Source organism: Bacteroidota bacterium (assembly GCA_018816945.1).
Classification (GTDB): Bacteria; Bacteroidota; Bacteroidia; order Bacteroidales.
The window spans coordinates 217,678-235,333 of sequence record JAHIVC010000099.1; the positions used below are offsets into that span (position 1 = coordinate 217,678).

Below are 17,656 nucleotides of genomic sequence, written 5' to 3' on the forward strand. Positions count from 1 at the left end.
ACAATTTCAATTATGTCAACAAATCCCTTGCTTCGCATCGAAAAATTATTGGTTTCATTTCAAATGAAAGGTGGCGACATTGAAGCCGTTTCCAATATTTCATTCCATCTTAATCAGGGCGAAACTTTAGGAATTGTTGGAGAATCGGGATCCGGAAAATCGGTCACAGCTTTGTCGATAATGAAACTGATTGCTTGTCCACCAGGTAAATTTTCTTCCGGAAGAATTATTTTTCATGATAATGATAGCGATCTGGATTTACTTGGATTAACAGAGCATGAACTACAGAAATACCGCGGAAACAGAATTGGCATGATATTTCAGGAACCCATGACGTCTTTAAATCCGGTTTACAGTTGTGGAACACAGATCTCGGAAGCATTGATTATTCACAAAAACTTAAATAAAAAAGAAGCAAAAAAACGAACGCTTGAACTTTTTAAAGAAGTTAAACTTCCCCGACCGGAAAGCATTTACGACGCTTATCCGCATCAAATTTCAGGCGGTCAAAAACAGCGGGTCATGATTGCCATGGCCATTTCATGCAATCCGGATATTCTGATTGCCGATGAGCCAACAACCGCACTTGATGTAACGGTTCAGAAATCAATATTGGATTTGTTAAAATCACTTCAGCAAAAATATGGGATGAGCATTATTTTCATCACGCACGATTTGGGTGTTGTTGCTGAAATTGCTGATCGGGTTTTGGTCATGTATCGTGGAAAAATTGTCGAAGAGGGAAAGGTTAAAGATTTGTTTACAAATCCCCAGCATCCTTACACTCGAGGTTTGATTGCGTGCCGCCCGCCCACCGATATTAAACTAAAGCGCCTTCCTACTATTGCAGATTTTGTTGATTCAGATCAGGATCAAACGATTGATCAATTTATCGCGAAGCTCAGGTTGCAAGAAAAATCGGAAGTCAAAAAATCAGATTTAGAAAATCCGGTATTGGAAATTGTTAACCTAAAAACATACTTCCCTCTGAATGGTAGCTTTTTTGGAAAAGCAAAATCGTGGGTAAAGGCTGTAGATGATGTAAGTTTTAAGGTTTATCCGGGAGAAACTTTGGGACTGGTTGGTGAATCGGGCTGTGGAAAAACAAGTTTGGGAAGAACCATTCTTCATTTAACTCAGGCATCTGCAGGAAATGTAATTTTTAATGGACAAGATTTAAATAAAATGAATGCGGAGCAGTTGCGCACCATTCGCAAGAAAATGCAAATTATTTTTCAGGATCCTTATTCATCTTTGAACCCACGCAAGATGGTTGGGGAGGCAATCATGGAGCCGATGAAGGTTCATTCAATATTTCCGAACGAAAAGGATCGTAAAGAAAAAGCAATGAATTTGCTGGAGAAAACCGGGCTCAGCAATGATTATTTTTATCGTTATCCGCACGAATTATCAGGAGGTCAGCGTCAACGAATTTGTATTGCACGCGCCCTGAGTCTAAATCCTGAATTTATTATTTGCGACGAATCGGTTTCCGCATTGGATGTTTCCATTCAGGCACAAATATTAAATCTGTTAAACGATTTAAAACATGATTTCAATTTGACTTATATTTTTATTTCGCATGATTTGTCGGTTGTTAAATACATGTCGGATCGAATGGCCGTGATGAAAGATGGAAAAATACTGGAAATTGACACGACCGATCGAATTTACAATCATCCCCAAACCGAATACACCCAAAAATTAATAGATGCTATTCCGAAAGCAAAGTTTTAAAATATTGGTGAGTTATAAGTTATGAGTATAAGAAAGTCTATTGTCTTGTGTCCAGTTCTAAATAACGGCTGGGGGTTGGTAAAGTGCAGGAGTTTGAAACGATTTCTTATACCACGCTACGAGGCTACAAAAAAGCGAGAAAGATTCCTAATCCGCTAGAAACCTGCATTTTATTAACCCCTTGTTGCCAGCTGGTGTTCTGTTCATTTAATTGTATCTCAGCAAATTAATTTATTTAAATTTTTCATCTACGATTGATTTTAGTATTCCATCGTCAAGCTGTTGCGTGTATCCTTTTTCTTTAAGCAACGTATAACCAAACTTTTGATAGAAACCTATTACATCAGGAAGTATGTTAACGTATAAACTTGACAAGTGTCTTACTTTTCTGAGTCTTGTGAACTCCAAATCGTTTATTGTTAATTCAATGATTGAATTATCAGCATCTTCAATGAGTTTTTGTACAGAATAAATATCAGCAAGAGATTTCTGAGTCTCAAAATTAAGTTTGCTTACTAAACCTGAATTCGTTATAGTTTTGTAGGCAGTTGAGCGAAGCATTGGTAATTGAATACCTTGCCATCCTTCTATTTGGAAACCGTGAAGTTCTTCAAAAGAATCCGGATTATGATTTGCAATACTATCAATCTGCTGTGATATTTTGTAATGATAGTTGAAAGTATGTACAATTCTATCGTGGTTGTAACTTAATTCAAGGGCTATGCTTTGAAGGGCTATTTCAACTTCCTTTTCAGACTTACTGTTCTCCCGAATTTCTGTTAACCAAAAAGCAAGAAATACACTTGCAAAAACAATAACACCTTGTATCAAATGATTCAAAATACTTTCCTTTATCTGGATTGTAGGAATTTTTAGTTTTTTCATAATTCTTTGATTAATCTGAGTTTATGTGGACTTGTTTTGGGAACTCTTTCGATCAGTTTCCGTGCTTCAAGGTCGAGTTTAACTGTAACCATATACCAAACAACTTTACCATCAAAGTTAGCCGAAAGCTCTTTTACTGCAAGGTCGGTTAATTCATCAAAACCTATTTCCGAATGTTCTTTTAGCTTTGAAAGGATGAAGGTTTTGATTACTTCATATCTTCTTAAAAGAATGTTGACCCCTTGTTTACAGCTTGGGTGCAAGGTCATTATTTTTGCCTCATTCATACAGTTCTCACTTTAAATGAGTATTTACTAATTATTATTAGAACTTCTTTTTTTCCTTTGCTGCTATTCCAATAGGTAATCCAATTGCTACACCAATGGGAATTGACCAAATCCAAATAGAGTTGTCTTTTGTAGCAAGTTGCACTACTATTGAAATCAATGCTGCAACGATAGCACCCATTGCCATTCCAGTTGCCGGGTTTAATTTTAACTTATTCTTCATTGATATTACTTTTAAATTTGACATTACTTAGCTGTCGCAAGTTGATTTATTATTTTTTCAAACTCTTTATGGGATTGCTCCCTTTCGTTTCATTCCAAAGAAAAATCTCATCATATTATTTCTCCGTATGATTTGGTACAGGCCAATGCTAACAAGAAAGGATATAGTAAGAATAATAAGAAATTTATCCAGAATTGATAAATCCCATTGAACCACAAAATATCCAAAAATCACAATAACGGTTTGGTGCAGGATGTAAAAAGGTAAAATCCCCTGATTGAGGTCGTTCAAATAGCGATGATTAAAATCCAGAAATTTCTTTCCAAGTCCTATAAATGCAAATACCCAACTGATGCTGTTCAGGTTTTTCAAAATGATTGAGAAAAAGTAATTCAATGTATATTCTGGTATTGAAATATTGTCAAGAAAAGTTTTATTGATTAAATACAAACTCCAACAAGTGATGGCTATCAATAGAAATTTATAAGTATTATTTTCAATGAATAAAATGATTTTCTGATTGATTTGCATAAGAAACCCAAAAAGGAAATAGAGTGAAAATGTTGCGAAATCTGCCCAGTTCAGATATTGAGGAAATACAGGTCGCAAAAGAAACTCAAGTAATACAAACGGTATTATGATATACCAAAAAGTATAAAATGACCGGAATAATTTATTGGATTGTTCACACACCTTATTTTGGTATCTAAGTATAAGTTTGAATAGCGGGAGAAACAAAATTGTTTGAACAAATAAATACACTAAATACCAGATGTGGTATCCTAAATATCCAGTCCATATTAGGTTCCACCCAAAATTTTCATTTATTAAACCATTTGGCAATTGTGTTAGAAATAGAAGATAATTGCCTTCAAATCCTGATTGTTGAATAGCTTCAAGAAATTTTTGAGGTGGAATCAATATAAAAACACCAAAAATATAAGGGATGACCAGCCGCTTTATTCTTCCATTTAAAAAATTTTCCCTGTTGGATTTCATTGCGAAATAAGTACCTGCACCTGAAACAAGGAAAATAATATACATTCGCCAACTATGCATAAACTCTATGATATAGTTAATCGAAATGCTTGTTTCAGCGTTTTTCAAATGCCACGGATAAGTATCGAACAGGCGAAATGAGTGGAAAACAAATAACAGACCGAAGGCTATAACTCTTAGCCAGTCAATATAATACATACGTTGATTAGAGCTCATATCTAATTGCTGGTTTGAGTTTCAAAATACTTTGAGATAGACGGAAGCATATGTTCTTTCATCCTGATGTGGAGCTTGTCTGTGTGCCCACCATCAAACCATAGAGTTTTAACCTTTATTTGGTTTTTTTCCAGTAAGTTAGAAACATACTTTGTCCCATCAGTTATCCAGCCATCATTTAACCCACAGTCCAGAATGATGTTTATTTTCTTTAGATTGGAATGATGTTCTTTTATTTTTTCTTCCCATCCACCAAAGCCATTAATCCAACATTTAAACTGTTTGTCATCTATGTTAGTTTCTGTAACCGATGTATCCGGTAAATTAAAAAATGGCGGGGTCTCTAATTCAGAATCCGGACAAAAAGCACTACCATAAGCGAGCAAAAAACCTTTAAGATAACCTTCATATGGTCCATATCTCAAATTAGCAGTAAGATATTTATACCGTTCAATCTCATTTAATTCGGGCTCATTAAAGTATTTGTTTATTGCTTGCTGCATTTCTGAAAGGTTCTGATATGAAGTTAAAAATCTGCTATTGAGAATACCATTTACATCAAATAGACCTGGGCTTAATGAATATACCATACCAAATATATCAGGATGTTTCATTGCTATATGTAAAGCACCAAAGCCCCCCATTGAATTACCTGCAATAGCACGCGAATTGGGTGAAGGATTTGTTTTGTATTTCTTGTCTATGTATTGAACTATATCATAAGCAATATAGTCTTCCCAATTCCCATTGATTGATGAATTAACATAAAAGCTACCGCCTAAAAAGGTATTGTCGTCAACTAATACTATAATCATTTCATTTATCAATTGTCGTTCAATTAAAGAATCTACCGCTTTTTGCAGTTCAAACCCACTGTACTCGCCAAATAGAAACTCGTTAATTGGGCTTGTAAAGCCGGGTAAATAATAAACAACAGGGTAGCTTTTATTTGAGCTGGCATAATTTGGGGGCAAATAAACAGCAATATTTTGAAGAGTGTCTACGCTCAACTTATTATTATTCAGCGAAAATGCGTTAATAGTTTCAATGGATAAGTGGCTTTGACCAAAGCTTTTTTCTGATGTTAATACCATCAAAAAAAGTGATACGAGAAAAAAAAGTTTTGTCTTCATCCGATTTTTTTAAAGTTTCGGACAAAACTACATTTTCATGTTGGGATAAATGCCCGAAAGTGTAAGTTCGGACTACAAGTATTGTTTTAAGAAAATATTGAGATGTCTGATTAGGTAAGATTGGACTCAGCCGGGCAAGTCAAAATCCGATTTCTTGAATTCAGTTGGCGTTTTACCGGTGAGTTGTTTGAACACGCTGTTAAAGGTTGATTTTGAATTAAATCCGCACTCGAAGGCTATTCCAAGCATAGAATAATGAGAATACTTCGGGTCAGCCAACAAACTTTTCACTTCATTAATCCTGTATTCATTAATAAACTCGTAAAAATTTTTATTAAACTTTTGATTAATTATTTGGGAAAGATTATTGGGTGTAGTTTCAAGTTTGTTCGCCAATTCTTTTAAAGTCAGGTTTTCATTTAAATATGGCTTTTCGTCCTCCATATATTCGGTCAGCCGCTTTATAAGTTTTTCTTTTTCAATATCTTTTAAAGATGATGTTGCATATTTGGGTTTAGTAGTTAGAGTAGTTTCAATTTGTGAAATTGGATTTTCATTTGACAATATAGGTTTTTGTTTAATACCATAATAACCTAAAAAATAAATTATTACGGTAAGAGTGATGTACATTAAATAGTCCCCGTCTTCATAAGAGATAAAATTTAAAAAATCACTTAACAAGCCCATCAATACAGACACGAATGAAACAAATACCATACAAATCAAAACTATTTTTAACCAATGCAAGTCTATGTTTTTTGTGTTCGAGTAGTTTTGTTTGATTTGTTTAAGGTGTTTCTTCAATAAAAGAAGGGAAACTATAGAATAAAAAGGAATAGAAAAATTAATAAAGAATTCGGCAATGTAAATGAAACCGGAAGTCTCCCCCTGTGTTTCTTTTTCGTAATAAATTAACTTCTCTTGCGGGCTTAAAAAATAAAAGTCATAAATTAAAAAAGTGGATACGAATAAAAACGGTATTGCGTGAAGGAAAAAATTTCGAAACGAAATCGCATTATTTTCATTTACCAATGATTTTGTATAAAAAAACAAAATGGGGCCTATTATTATTGGGAAAGTATAAGTAAGTCCTAGCAAATATGGGTATTCAAATATGATCTTTCTTTGAAATAAATAATGTTCAATCAACACAAAACCAATTAAGCTGAAGAACAGTAAAAGTAATTTTGGAGGAAGTCTGTTTTTCCCTCTATCTAGAAGTAAAACCCCAAAGAAGAAAGCCTGAACAGCACCAAGTAAAAATATTATATCCATAATTTTAGGTATTCAATTTTATTGCTGTTAGTCATCTGAAGTTGTCAATGCTTTCTCGTTACACTTGCTGCCAACACTGTTATATATTCACCTTTCTTCCACAATAACATTCAAATTTGCATGTATTGTTTCGCTTTTGTGTCCTTATATATTTCATCGATTAATAAAAATCGATTTAATCTTCAATCAACCGGTTGTATCTTTTACATAAAGAATTTCTGGTCTAAATGTAACTAAAAAATTGATGCTGGTCCGAAAGCAAAGGTTTAAAAAACATTAGTTGCTTGATGCTGGTTGCTTGTTCCTCGTTGAACAAAAATATAATCCTTTATGATGCTCTTTTAATACCCTTATAAACTATTGATTATCAAAACATTTTCACTCATCACTGATAATTTATCACTTATAATTTTAATCTCACTGGCTACATTGTCTTATCTTTATTTAAAATTTCACTATAAACCTATGGTCAAGTCAACCGATAAAAATAAAAAGTTAAAAGGAAAGAGCACCTTCATTGCAAGCATAATGAGTGTTTTTGGTAAAAATCCTTATCGTCCGTTTAATTACAAACAAATTTCAGCCCAGCTTGGCATAAAAGATAAAGCTTCAAAAGATTTGGTGGCAGCCATATTAAAAGAAATGGCCGCCGGCAAAGATATTGTTGAAACGAAACTCGGAAAATATAAATTAAACCCGGAAGCCTTAAAAACACTGGGGCATTCAAGTTCATATATCACCGGAATTGTGGACATGAAAAATACAGGCAAGGCTTATATTTTGCCTGACGAAGGTGGTGATGACATTTTTATTTCTGCCAATAACACTTTCAGGGCCATGGATGGAGATCACGTGAAAGTTATGATGTTTCCACAACGAAAAGGCAGAAAAATTGAAGGTCAGATTGTTGAGGTTTTAAAACGGGTAAAGGAAAACTATGTTGGCGTGCTTGAGGTTTCAGAAAATTTTGCTTTTCTTGTTCCCGACAATGCTAATGTTCCGGTTCATATTTTCATTCCAAAATCGCAAATAAAAGGTGCGAAAAATGGCGAAAAAGTCATTGTAAGACTTACTGAATGGCCCGAGCATTCAAAAAATCCATTCGGTGAAGTAACACAGGTGCTTGGAATGCCGGGTAACAATGATGTTGAAATGCAATCCATTTTAGCGGAATTTGATTTTCCGCTCTCCTTTCCAAAGCATGTTGAAAAAGCCGCCGATGAGATTTCTAAAATCATTCCAAAAGAAGAGATTGCTAAAAGAAGGGATTTCAGGAATAGCACAACTTTTACCATCGATCCCCTTGATGCCAAAGATTTTGATGATGCACTTTCTATACAAAAAATAGCTTCCGGAAATTGGGAAGTTGGGGTTCATATTGCCGATGTTTCTCATTATGTTGAACAAAATTCAACCATCGATAAAGAAGCGCTTAACAGAGGTACTTCTATTTACCTGGTTGATCGCGTAATTCCAATGTTACCGGAAGTATTATCAAATGAACTGTGTTCACTCAGGCCAAATGAAGATAAATTATGTTTTTCGGCCGTTTTTGAAATGGATGACCATGCCAATATTTTAACCCAATGGTTTGGCAAGACCATTATTAATTCCGATCGCAGATTTACTTATGAGGAGGTTCAGGAAATCATAGAATCCAATGCCGGTGAGTTTCTTCAGGAAATTAATACGCTGAACCGATTGGCAAAAATATTAAGAGACAAACGATTTAAGAATGGTTCAATTAATTTCCACTCCGAAGATATCAGGTTTAATCTGGACGAAAACGGTAAACCCCTAAGCGTTTATGTGAAGGAACAAAAAGATTCGAATCGGCTGATCGAAGATTTTATGCTGTTGGCCAATAAAAAAGTTGCCGAATTTATTGGAAAAACCAAATCTAAAAAAGAAGCTAAGACCTTTATTTATCGTATTCACGACGAACCCAACCCTGAAAAACTGAATACTTTTATTCAATTCATCACAAAATTGGGCTATTCGCTTAATATAAATACACGTGGAAAATTGGCTGATTCATTTAATGAATTATTTGAAAAAATTCATGGTAAAGGCGAGGAAAATATGATTGAAACCATCGCCATCCGTACCATGTCGAAAGCCGAATATTCAACACATAATATTGGGCATTATGGTTTGGCCTTTTCACATTATTCGCATTTCACCTCTCCTATTCGTCGATATCCCGATTTAATCACCCATCGTATTTTGCATTGGTATTTAAATGGACATAAATCTGTAAATCAAAATGAATATGAAAAAATCTGTCAGCAAGCATCTGAATTGGAACGCAGGGCCGAAAAAGCTGAAAGGGAATCGATCAAATACAAACAGGCCGAATACATGCTTGAACATATTGGGAAAAGGTTTAGTGGCTTGATTTCCGGGGTCAGTAAATGGGGGCTTTTTGTGCAAATTGAAGAAAACAAATGCGAAGGAATGGTAAGGCTGCGCGACATGAAAGACGATTTTTATTATCTGGATGAAGACAATTATCAGGTGATAGGGCAACGCTCAGGCGATAAGTATAAATTGGGCGACCGGGTTTATATTTTTGTTAAAAAAATAGATTTGTCCAAAAAGCAAGTGGACTTCGAATTGGTTAATTAACCTCAGTTTGATCTAAGCATTTCTCATGAAACTGGTACAGTATGTCAGAAATTTAGCCTTTTGAGTTAATAAGACGTTAGATATTAGAAGTTAGACTATGAATTAAAAACTTCTTTTTTTCTAATATCTAACATCTAACGTCTTATATCTTAATGTATTAAAACAAAGAATTTTTTAGTTCCGACTTACTCTAATTGACTCAAATAAAAGTAATTGTATTGTTGTAACAATTCCTTAACATTTTTGTAATTCCTGATTAATAACATTTATTGAATCTTTGCACATTATTCATTAAGCAGGATATATATATGAAAAAATTAATTTTAACAGTAATTGTTATTGCTATGTTTATAGGCGCAGTGAGTGCGCAATCTAAAGATGCTGGCGGAGAGTTTAAATCTTTCGGCAAGCCATTTGTTAAAATCTTCACCAATTATCACAGTAGTTTCTCAGATGGAGAAAATGCAAATGTGTTCGAAATTACGCGTGCATATTTTGGTTATGAATATAATTTTAGTAAAGAGTTTTCGGGTAAATTAACGCTTGATGTCGGAAATCCCGGAACCGGATCATTACAACAAACAATTTTCTTAAAAACAGCTTATTTACAATACAAGAAAGACAAAATTTCAGTGGGACTTGGCTTGTTGGGCTTGGTTCAGTTTAAAGAACAAGAAGAAGTTTGGGGATACCGTTATATTTATAAATCCTTTCAGGATGAACATAAATACAATTCAAGTGCCGACTTGGGTATGATTGTAGCCTACGATTTTTCCGATCAATTCAGCATGGATTTTTCTTTAACCAACGGTGAGGGTTATAAAATCATAGTTGTTGACTCTTTACTAAGAACAGGATTCGGCGCAACCATAAAGCCGGTCAAAGACCTTGTGTTCCGTGCCTATTACGATTTTATTAAAAAGCAAGGTGTATCTCAACAGTCAATCGCTTTATTTGCAGGATATACAGGAAAAAATCTGAGTTTGGGAACAGAGTATAACCGTTTTTTAAATGCTAAAAATGCTACTGATAAAAACCTGAATGGTTATTCGTTTTACGGCACTTTTACCTCAAAAAATAAATCAAAAATCTTTGCCCGTTTTGATTTACTTAACTCGAACGAAATATCGGGCAATAACTGGAATTTGAACAAAGACGGGTCATTAATCATCTTAGGATATGAATTTTCGCCTGTTAAAGGGGTGAAAATTGCACCCAATTATCAGGGATGGAATCCAAAAGACGATTCTAAAAAAATGACTTCCGCTTTTTACCTGAATTTAGAAATTAAACTATAGGATCAATTAAAAACTTAAATCAAAAAGGATGAAAAACATTTTATTATTAATCGTGGCCGTTGTAATTTTTGCATCATGCAACAATACACAACAAAAAAATGGAAAATCACAAAGCTCAGAAAAAGTAAGTGTAACTGCTGCCGGGGCAACTTTCCCTTTACCTTTCTATAATATGGTATTTAAAAAATATTCCGATGAAAGCGGAACCCTGCTTACTTATGGTGGAATTGGTTCGGGTGGCGGAATCAGAAGTTTAAAAGACAAAGTTGTTGATTTTGGTGCAACCGATGCCTTTTTATCTGATCAGGAGGCTACTGAATTACCTGCCGAAATCATACATATCCCAACTTGTATCGGTGCTGTTGTAATTGCTTATAACCTTCCGGGTGTTGAGAACCTGAAACTTTCGGATAAACTTCTTGAAGGAATATTTATGGGCCAAATAACCAATTGGAATGATGCACAAATTGCAGCCCTGAATCCAGGTATCAGTTTCCCTAATTTAGATATCACTTTTGTCCAACGATCTGATGGAAGCGGAACAACTTATATTTTCAGCGACTATATGAGTAAGGTTAGTAAAGTATGGGAAGAACAAGTTGGTCGTGGTAAATCGTTGAAATGGCCTGTAGGCATTGGTGCCAAAGGAAATCCTGGAGTTGCCGGAACGATAGCTCAAACTGCCGGATCTATTGGTTATATCGGTTCTGAGTTTGCCTTCGCCCAAAAAATTGCAATAGCAGAAGTTCAAAACAGTTCCGGAAATTTCATCATGCCAACACTTGAAACAATCAGTGCATCGGCACAAGGTGAAATTCCTACAGATACCAGAGTGATGTTAACAAATTCTTCCGATCCGAATGCTTATCCAATCAGTGGATTTACCTGGTTAATTCTTTATAAAGAACAATCTTATAATAACAGATCGTTGAAACAAGCCGAAGAAACACTTAAATTTATAAGCTGGATCATAGAAGAGAAATCTCAGGCAATTGCTCAACAGGTTCATTACGCACCATTACCAGACAAAGCAATTGAGCAGGCCAAAAAAATTCTTGCATCCGTAACTTATGATGGTAAAACTTTAATCAAATAATTAAAAAAGGATTGGGCAACATCTAATGAATAATGAAAAAATAACAAAAGGCATCCTTTTTATTGCTTCTTTAATCATTATTTTAATATCGGCAGGAATGGTCCTATCACTTGTTAGGGGAGCCATTCCTGTTTTTAAAGAATTCGGCCTTGGTTTCATCGTTTCTGATGAATGGAACCCTTCTGAAGGGCGCGAGGTTTATGGAGCCCTACCATTTATAGCAGGTACTTTAATTACCTCTGTTCTGGCCCTAATTATTAGTTTGCCACTCGCTTTTTCAACTTCCCTGTTCATTGGCGAATATTATCGAAACAAACCCATCTCAAAAATAATTGGAACCATGGTAGATTTACTTGCCGGAATTCCATCCATTGTTTATGGTTTGTGGGGATTTTACGTATTGCGACCTTTTATTGTTCAATTGGGATTAAGCCCACAGGGCTTTGGGATTTTTACTTCCGGGCTTATTCTCGCAATCATGATTATCCCTTATGCGACTTCAATTACAACCGAAATTATTCAAATGGTTCCGAACGACCTTAAAGAAGCAGCCTACTCTTTAGGTGCTACCAGGCTTGAGGTGCTTTTTAATGTAATTATCCCATCGGCTCGTTCAGGAATAGTTGCCAGTTATATTCTTGCTTTTGGAAGAGCGCTGGGCGAAACAATGGCTGTAACCATGCTAATTGGAAATTCCAACAACATTCCCGGTGGATTGTTTGATACCGGAAATACCATGGCCAGTGTTATTGCCAATCAGTTTGGTGAAGCTGACGGACTTAAGTTAAGTGCTTTGATTGCAATAGGCCTACTATTATTTGTATTGACCGGCATTATAAACGGAGCAGGTAAGTTAATCATTAAAAAATTTGCTTAAGATGAACTTATCGCTAACATATAAATTTAAAGATAACAACGACGGAGGTTATCGTGCCTCAAAGAACAAAGTTTTTCAAGGACTTGTTATCTTTTTTGCCCTTATTACGATTTCCCCAATTATTCTGATCATCTACACCCTTGTTGTTAAAGGAATTGGACAAATAAATTTAAGTTTTTTCACCGAAATTGCCCCAAACACCTTTGATGCGATGACTGCTGTTAACAATGGTAAAATCATACCGGGTGGAATTTTAAATGGCATTGCAGGTACAGTATTTATGGTTTTGATGGCTAGCATCATCGCAATTCCGGTTGGAATACTCATAGGCTTGTTTTTATATGAAAACCCGGGAAAATTTTATGCAAATATTGTTCGTGATATCGCGGATATCTTACAAGGTGTTCCATCAATCGTTTTAGGTTTAATCTCATATATCTGGATTGTCAAAAATGTAACTATGGGTTATTCAGCATTAGCCGGAAGTGTTGCACTTGCAATCATGATGTTACCCTTAATTTTACGTTCGACCGAGGAGACTTTAAAAATGATCCCGAAAAGCCTGAAAGAAGCCGGAGCTGCATTAGGAGTTCCTTATTATAAAATTATTTTACGGGTTTTAATCCCAACAGGGTTTAGCGGTTTATTGACCGGGATTTTATTGGCTATTTCAAGGGTTGTTGGCGAAACCGCTCCCCTAATGTTAACGGCACTTGGATCTTCAGTCGTTAATTTTCATATTGACAAACCAACCAATGCTGTTCCATTATTAATTTGGGAATTTTATAATAATCCGAACATGGTTAATTTAATTTGGAGTTCATCCTTATTTCTGATGGCCTTTATATTAACTTTAAATTTGATTTCTAAACGAATCGCATCAAAAAGAGGAGCTTTCTAATGACAATATCAAACCTAAATATTAAAGAACCTGTTTTAAGTATACACGATTTATCGATTGCATACGAAGAAGACAAGTATGCTGTAAAAGATGTAAGTGCTGATATTAAAAAAGATTCAATTACAGCCATTATGGGCCCTTCGGGTTGTGGAAAAAGTACGCTTCTTCGTGCCTTAAATCGAATGCACGATTTATATCCAAACATTATCACAAAAGGTAAAATTGAATTAAACGGGGTTGATATTGCAGAAATGTCAAACATTAACCTGCGACGAAAAGTAGGAATGGTTTTTCAGCACCCAAATCCATTTCCAACCATGAGCATTTACGATAATGTAATTGCCGGATATAAACTGAACGGGATTCGCCAGAGTAAAACTGAACGGGATGAAATTGTTGAAAAATCATTGGTTGATGTTTCTCTTTGGAACGAGGTAAAGGATTCGTTACAGAAAAAAGGTACATTTTTATCGGGTGGACAACAACAACGACTGTGCATTGCACGGGCACTTGCATTTCAGCCCGATGTAATCTTACTCGATGAACCTACCTCAGCCTTAGATCCAATTGCCACAGCTAAAATTGAAGAGTTATTGCTGGAGCTTAAAAATAAATACTCCATTGTCTTGGTTACGCACAACATGGCTCAGGCAGCGCGAATTTCTAACCAATCAATGTTTATGTATCTTGGCGAATTGGTTGAATATGGTAAAACCAAAGCCATGTTTACTAACCCAAGCGACAAAAGAACAGAAGAATATTTAACCGGAAAATTCGGATAAAAACCCAAATCTCATGAACCCAAAAAAAGAACTTGCCATCAAAAAAATAGTCGATGACTTTGAAAGTCTTTCAAACCTGGTATTACTTCAGTTGAACAATCTTGAAAAGATTATTGATGATTTTTCTGTAGAAAACGCAAACTTAAAAGAAAAAACACTTGAAAAAAACGAGGCTAAACTCGATCAATTCGAAGTTAAAATAAGTGAACACATTATTAATGCCATCGTACTTTATCAGCCAATGGCATCTGATTTAAGAAGTCTTTTTGCGATTTACCGGATGACGCTTAATCTTGAGCGAATTGGTGATATGGTGATCAATATTATTCACTATATGCAACAAATTAACAATCCGGCTTTGTTTCAGAAAAATTCAGTGCTCATTAAAAATATGCTGATCATGAGTACGAATATGGTCACTAAAGCATTGTTATCATTCACAAATAATGATAAATCGTATGCCATTTGGACCATTAAAAATGATGAGGTAATTGATGAGCTAAATCATAAGCTGATGAAAAATGCCATTAAGCAAGATTACTTAAGTGACGAAACGCGAGATTTATTATTAAATTTCATCAACCTAAAAGGCATTATTTCAGATATCGAAAGAATTGCCGATCATGCGACCAATATTGCCGAAGCATCAATTTATGCTTCTGAGGGCACGGATATCAGGCATAAGGGAATTGAAAACCTTGATGAACTTTAAAATTTCTGATTAATCAAATAAATAATGAGCGACAAAAAAAATAAAATACTGATTGTTGACGACGAGGAAGATTTGTGTGAAATCATTCAGTTCAACCTCAATGGAGAAGGCTATGATACCGATGTAGCCAATTCGGCTGAAGCGGTACTAAAAATGGATCTTGGTCAATATAAATTGATTCTTTTGGATGTGATGATGGGGCAAATATCAGGGTTTAAATTAGCCGATATCATGAGAAAGGAGCTAAAATTAAGCACGCCAATTATATTTATTACTGCTAAGACAACCGAAAATGATTTGCTGACCGGATTTAGTTTAGGTGCTGATGATTACATCACCAAACCCTTTTCAATTAAAGAACTTACAGCAAGAGTCAAAGCAGTTTTAACTCGTTCAAAAACCCAGGATTATCAACCTGATCAGGTTTTAAAAATTGAAGATGTTGAATTAAATTTTAACAAAAAGGAGCTTATCATCAAAGGACAAACAATTAGTTTAACCCGTAAAGAATTTGAGATATTGAATTTATTAATGTCTAATACCGATCGTATTTTTAGTCGTGAAGAAATATTAAGAACAGTGTGGGAGGATGACATTATTGTAACTGATCGAACAGTTGACGTACACATTTCCAGACTTCGAAAAAAGATGAACAAACACGGCGAATATCTAAAAAACAAAGCCGGTTACGGTTACTGTTTTGATTACAGCTAAAACATAATTTGATAAAAATGAAACGTCAATCTGATCATTGATAAATAAAAAATAAATAGATGAAAATAAAGTTGACTTTTAAACGAAGATTATTCCTATACCTTTTTATTGTATTGGTTGGTTTTACTACACTTGTGCTTGTATTTCAATCTCAAAGGGAAAGTGAATTCAGGCGAAGCCAACTCGAAAATACCCTGGATAATATTACCGTTACAACCAATAAATATTTACAGAAATATAATATTCTAAATTCGGGTGAATTTTCAAGCCTAAACACCTTAATGGAAATCCTTCCACAATCCTCAATACGAATTACTATTATTGACGCAAAGGGAATTGTTCTTTTTGATAGTGAAGTTAATGACGTAACGTTATTGGAAAATCATTTGCGCAGGCCTGAAATCCAAGAATCAATCGGAGCCGATTTTGGTGCCAATATCAGAAGATCTTCTAGCACTCACGAAACATATTATTACTACGCAAAATTCTACGGTAAGTATTTTATCCGTACGGCTGTTTTGTACGATATAAGTATTATTAGTTACCTCAAATCAGAACGTTTATTTTGGGTTTTCATTATTGGGTTATTTTTTATAATATGGGCTGTGTTAACTGCTGTCACAAATAAATTCGGTAAAACTATCGACCGCCTCAAAGACTTTGTAATCCGATTGCACAATCATGAAATCATATCAAAAGAATCTGATTTTCCGGATGATGAATTGGGGGTTATTAGCCGTCAGATTGTAGAAATTTACGAAGAACTGAAAACAGCCAAAGATGAAATTACGCTTGAAAAAGAAAAGTTATTCAACCATCTGTATGCCCTGAATGAGGGAGTTGCGTTTTTCTCTTCTGAGAAAAAGAAAATATTGACCAATAATTATTTTATTCAATTTCTGAATATTATTTCCGACAAATCAAGTATATCGGCAGAAAAAATATTTGAGGCTGAAGAATTTCAACCCATTTTAGATTTTATTAACGAATACCTAAAGGCCGATCGTTATATTTCAAGGGAACAGTTGCCGCAAAAAGATCACAGTCTGACTAAAAATGGCCGGTATTTCGACATTAAATGCATCATTTTCCCCGATAAAAGTTTTGAAATTATCATTATTGATACCACACGGTTTGCCAAGCGTCAGCTGATGAAGCAACAAATGACCTCAAATATTGCACACGAACTTAAAACACCTGTTGCAGCGGTTATGGGTTATTTAGAAACCCTGCAAAACAATAAACTCGATAAAGAAAAACAAACCCATTTTATTGATAAAGCTTATGCCCAGGCATATCGTTTAAAAGATTTAATTGATGATATTCAGGTATTAAACCAGATTGAAGAAGCCAGTGGTAAATTTAAATTTGAATCTTTAAATGTAAAAGAAATTATTGATGAGGTTGTTGAAAATTTAAAAGACAGGCTCGAAGAAAATAGGATCAATTTAAATTGCAGCATTGGCAACGAAGTTATTGTAAATGGAAATCATTCTTTATTACTCTCCATTTTTTATAATCTGATTGATAACTCTTTAAAATATGCCGGCCAAAATATTTCGATAAATATTTCTGTATATTCTGAAGATAAAAATTATTATTATTTCTCACTTAGCGATACCGGGCAAGGTATCCCGGAGGAACATTTAAACCGGATTTTTGAACGATTTTACAGGATTGATTCGGGGCGTTCGCGAAAGACCGGAGGAACGGGTTTGGGTCTGGCAATAGTCAAAAATGCCATTCATCTGCATCAGGGCGACATCTCAGCCAGAAATGCCAAAGATGGCGGGCTTGAGTTTCTTTTTACTTTAACTAAATATGCAGAATCGCACTTCTAAGATAATTTGAATACGTCGGTTATGTGAATAATTTTCATCTTCCTAACCTGTT

General features: G+C 34.8%; 16 protein-coding genes. 10 read left to right on the forward strand and 6 right to left on the reverse strand.

The features are described from left to right. Nucleotides 1-12 precede the first annotated feature (12 nt). Nucleotides 13-1,737: an ABC transporter ATP-binding protein gene (locus tag KKG99_15245; protein ID MBU1014354.1), complete on the forward strand. Its 1,725-nt coding sequence runs from the start codon at nt 13-15 to the stop codon at nt 1,735-1,737. Between the two features lie 231 nt (nt 1,738-1,968). Here KKG99_15245 and KKG99_15250 read toward each other — a convergent pair whose 3' ends face one another. The 6 genes from KKG99_15250 to KKG99_15275 form a co-directional block, all read right to left on the reverse strand. Further along, nucleotides 1,969-2,622 carry a hypothetical protein gene (locus tag KKG99_15250; GenBank protein ID MBU1014355.1) on the reverse strand — a complete coding sequence of 218 codons (654 nt, stop codon included), beginning with the start codon at nt 2,620-2,622 and terminating at the stop codon, nt 1,969-1,971. Beyond that, nucleotides 2,619-2,909 (reverse strand): hypothetical protein, encoded by a 291-nt coding sequence (locus KKG99_15255; GenBank protein ID MBU1014356.1) that lies wholly within the window; start codon nt 2,907-2,909, stop codon nt 2,619-2,621. The genes KKG99_15250 and KKG99_15255 overlap by 4 nt, the downstream gene beginning before the upstream one ends. A gap of 37 nt (nt 2,910-2,946) precedes the next feature. Further along, nucleotides 2,947-3,132 carry a hypothetical protein gene (locus tag KKG99_15260; GenBank protein MBU1014357.1) on the reverse strand — a complete coding sequence of 62 codons (186 nt, stop codon included), beginning with the start codon at nt 3,130-3,132 and terminating at the stop codon, nt 2,947-2,949. Nucleotides 3,133-3,198: 66 nt separating this feature from the next. Further along, nucleotides 3,199-4,347: an acyltransferase family protein gene (locus tag KKG99_15265; GenBank protein MBU1014358.1), complete on the reverse strand. Its 1,149-nt coding sequence runs from the start codon at nt 4,345-4,347 to the stop codon at nt 3,199-3,201. 2 nt (nt 4,348-4,349) lie between these two features. Then, entirely contained in the window at nt 4,350-5,480 is a 1,131-nt protein-coding gene (locus tag KKG99_15270; GenBank protein ID MBU1014359.1) for a hypothetical protein, read from the reverse strand. A 126-nt stretch (nt 5,481-5,606) separates the two neighbouring features. Next, the gene (locus KKG99_15275) at nt 5,607-6,755 is read right to left on the reverse strand and encodes an AraC family transcriptional regulator (GenBank protein MBU1014360.1); all 1,149 of its coding nucleotides are present in this window, start codon (nt 6,753-6,755) and stop codon (nt 5,607-5,609) included. 465 nt (nt 6,756-7,220) lie between these two features. On the opposite strand from KKG99_15275, the gene rnr reads away from it, so the two are divergent. The 9 genes from rnr (at nt 7,221) to KKG99_15320 (ending at nt 17,604) form a co-directional block, all read left to right on the forward strand. Beyond that, nucleotides 7,221-9,383, forward strand: coding sequence for a ribonuclease R (rnr, locus tag KKG99_15280; GenBank protein ID MBU1014361.1), 2,163 nt, complete (start codon nt 7,221-7,223; stop codon nt 9,381-9,383). A gap of 308 nt (nt 9,384-9,691) precedes the next feature. Further along, nucleotides 9,692-10,681 carry a hypothetical protein gene (locus KKG99_15285; protein ID MBU1014362.1) on the forward strand — a complete coding sequence of 330 codons (990 nt, stop codon included), beginning with the start codon at nt 9,692-9,694 and terminating at the stop codon, nt 10,679-10,681. Nucleotides 10,682-10,709: 28 nt separating this feature from the next. Next, nucleotides 10,710-11,777 (forward strand): phosphate ABC transporter substrate-binding protein PstS, encoded by a 1,068-nt coding sequence (gene pstS / locus KKG99_15290; protein MBU1014363.1) that lies wholly within the window; start codon nt 10,710-10,712, stop codon nt 11,775-11,777. Between the two features lie 25 nt (nt 11,778-11,802). Beyond that, the gene (gene pstC, locus KKG99_15295) at nt 11,803-12,654 is read left to right on the forward strand and encodes a phosphate ABC transporter permease subunit PstC (protein ID MBU1014364.1); all 852 of its coding nucleotides are present in this window, start codon (nt 11,803-11,805) and stop codon (nt 12,652-12,654) included. A 1-nt stretch (nt 12,655) separates the two neighbouring features. Then, the gene (gene pstA / locus KKG99_15300) at nt 12,656-13,555 is read left to right on the forward strand and encodes a phosphate ABC transporter permease PstA (protein MBU1014365.1); all 900 of its coding nucleotides are present in this window, start codon (nt 12,656-12,658) and stop codon (nt 13,553-13,555) included. After that, nucleotides 13,555-14,337: a phosphate ABC transporter ATP-binding protein gene (gene pstB / locus KKG99_15305; protein MBU1014366.1), complete on the forward strand. Its 783-nt coding sequence runs from the start codon at nt 13,555-13,557 to the stop codon at nt 14,335-14,337. Before pstA ends, pstB begins: the two co-directional genes overlap by 1 nt. 13 nt (nt 14,338-14,350) lie before the next feature. Next, on the forward strand, nt 14,351-15,049 hold the full coding sequence (locus KKG99_15310) for a phosphate uptake regulator PhoU (GenBank protein MBU1014367.1): 699 nt from the start codon (nt 14,351-14,353) through the stop codon (nt 15,047-15,049). A 24-nt stretch (nt 15,050-15,073) separates the two neighbouring features. Beyond that, nucleotides 15,074-15,763, forward strand: a complete 690-nt coding sequence (locus KKG99_15315; GenBank protein ID MBU1014368.1) for a response regulator transcription factor — start codon at nt 15,074-15,076, stop codon at nt 15,761-15,763. Between the two features lie 59 nt (nt 15,764-15,822). Further along, the gene (locus KKG99_15320) at nt 15,823-17,604 is read left to right on the forward strand and encodes a two-component sensor histidine kinase (protein ID MBU1014369.1); all 1,782 of its coding nucleotides are present in this window, start codon (nt 15,823-15,825) and stop codon (nt 17,602-17,604) included. Nucleotides 17,605-17,656: the final 52 nt, after the last annotated feature.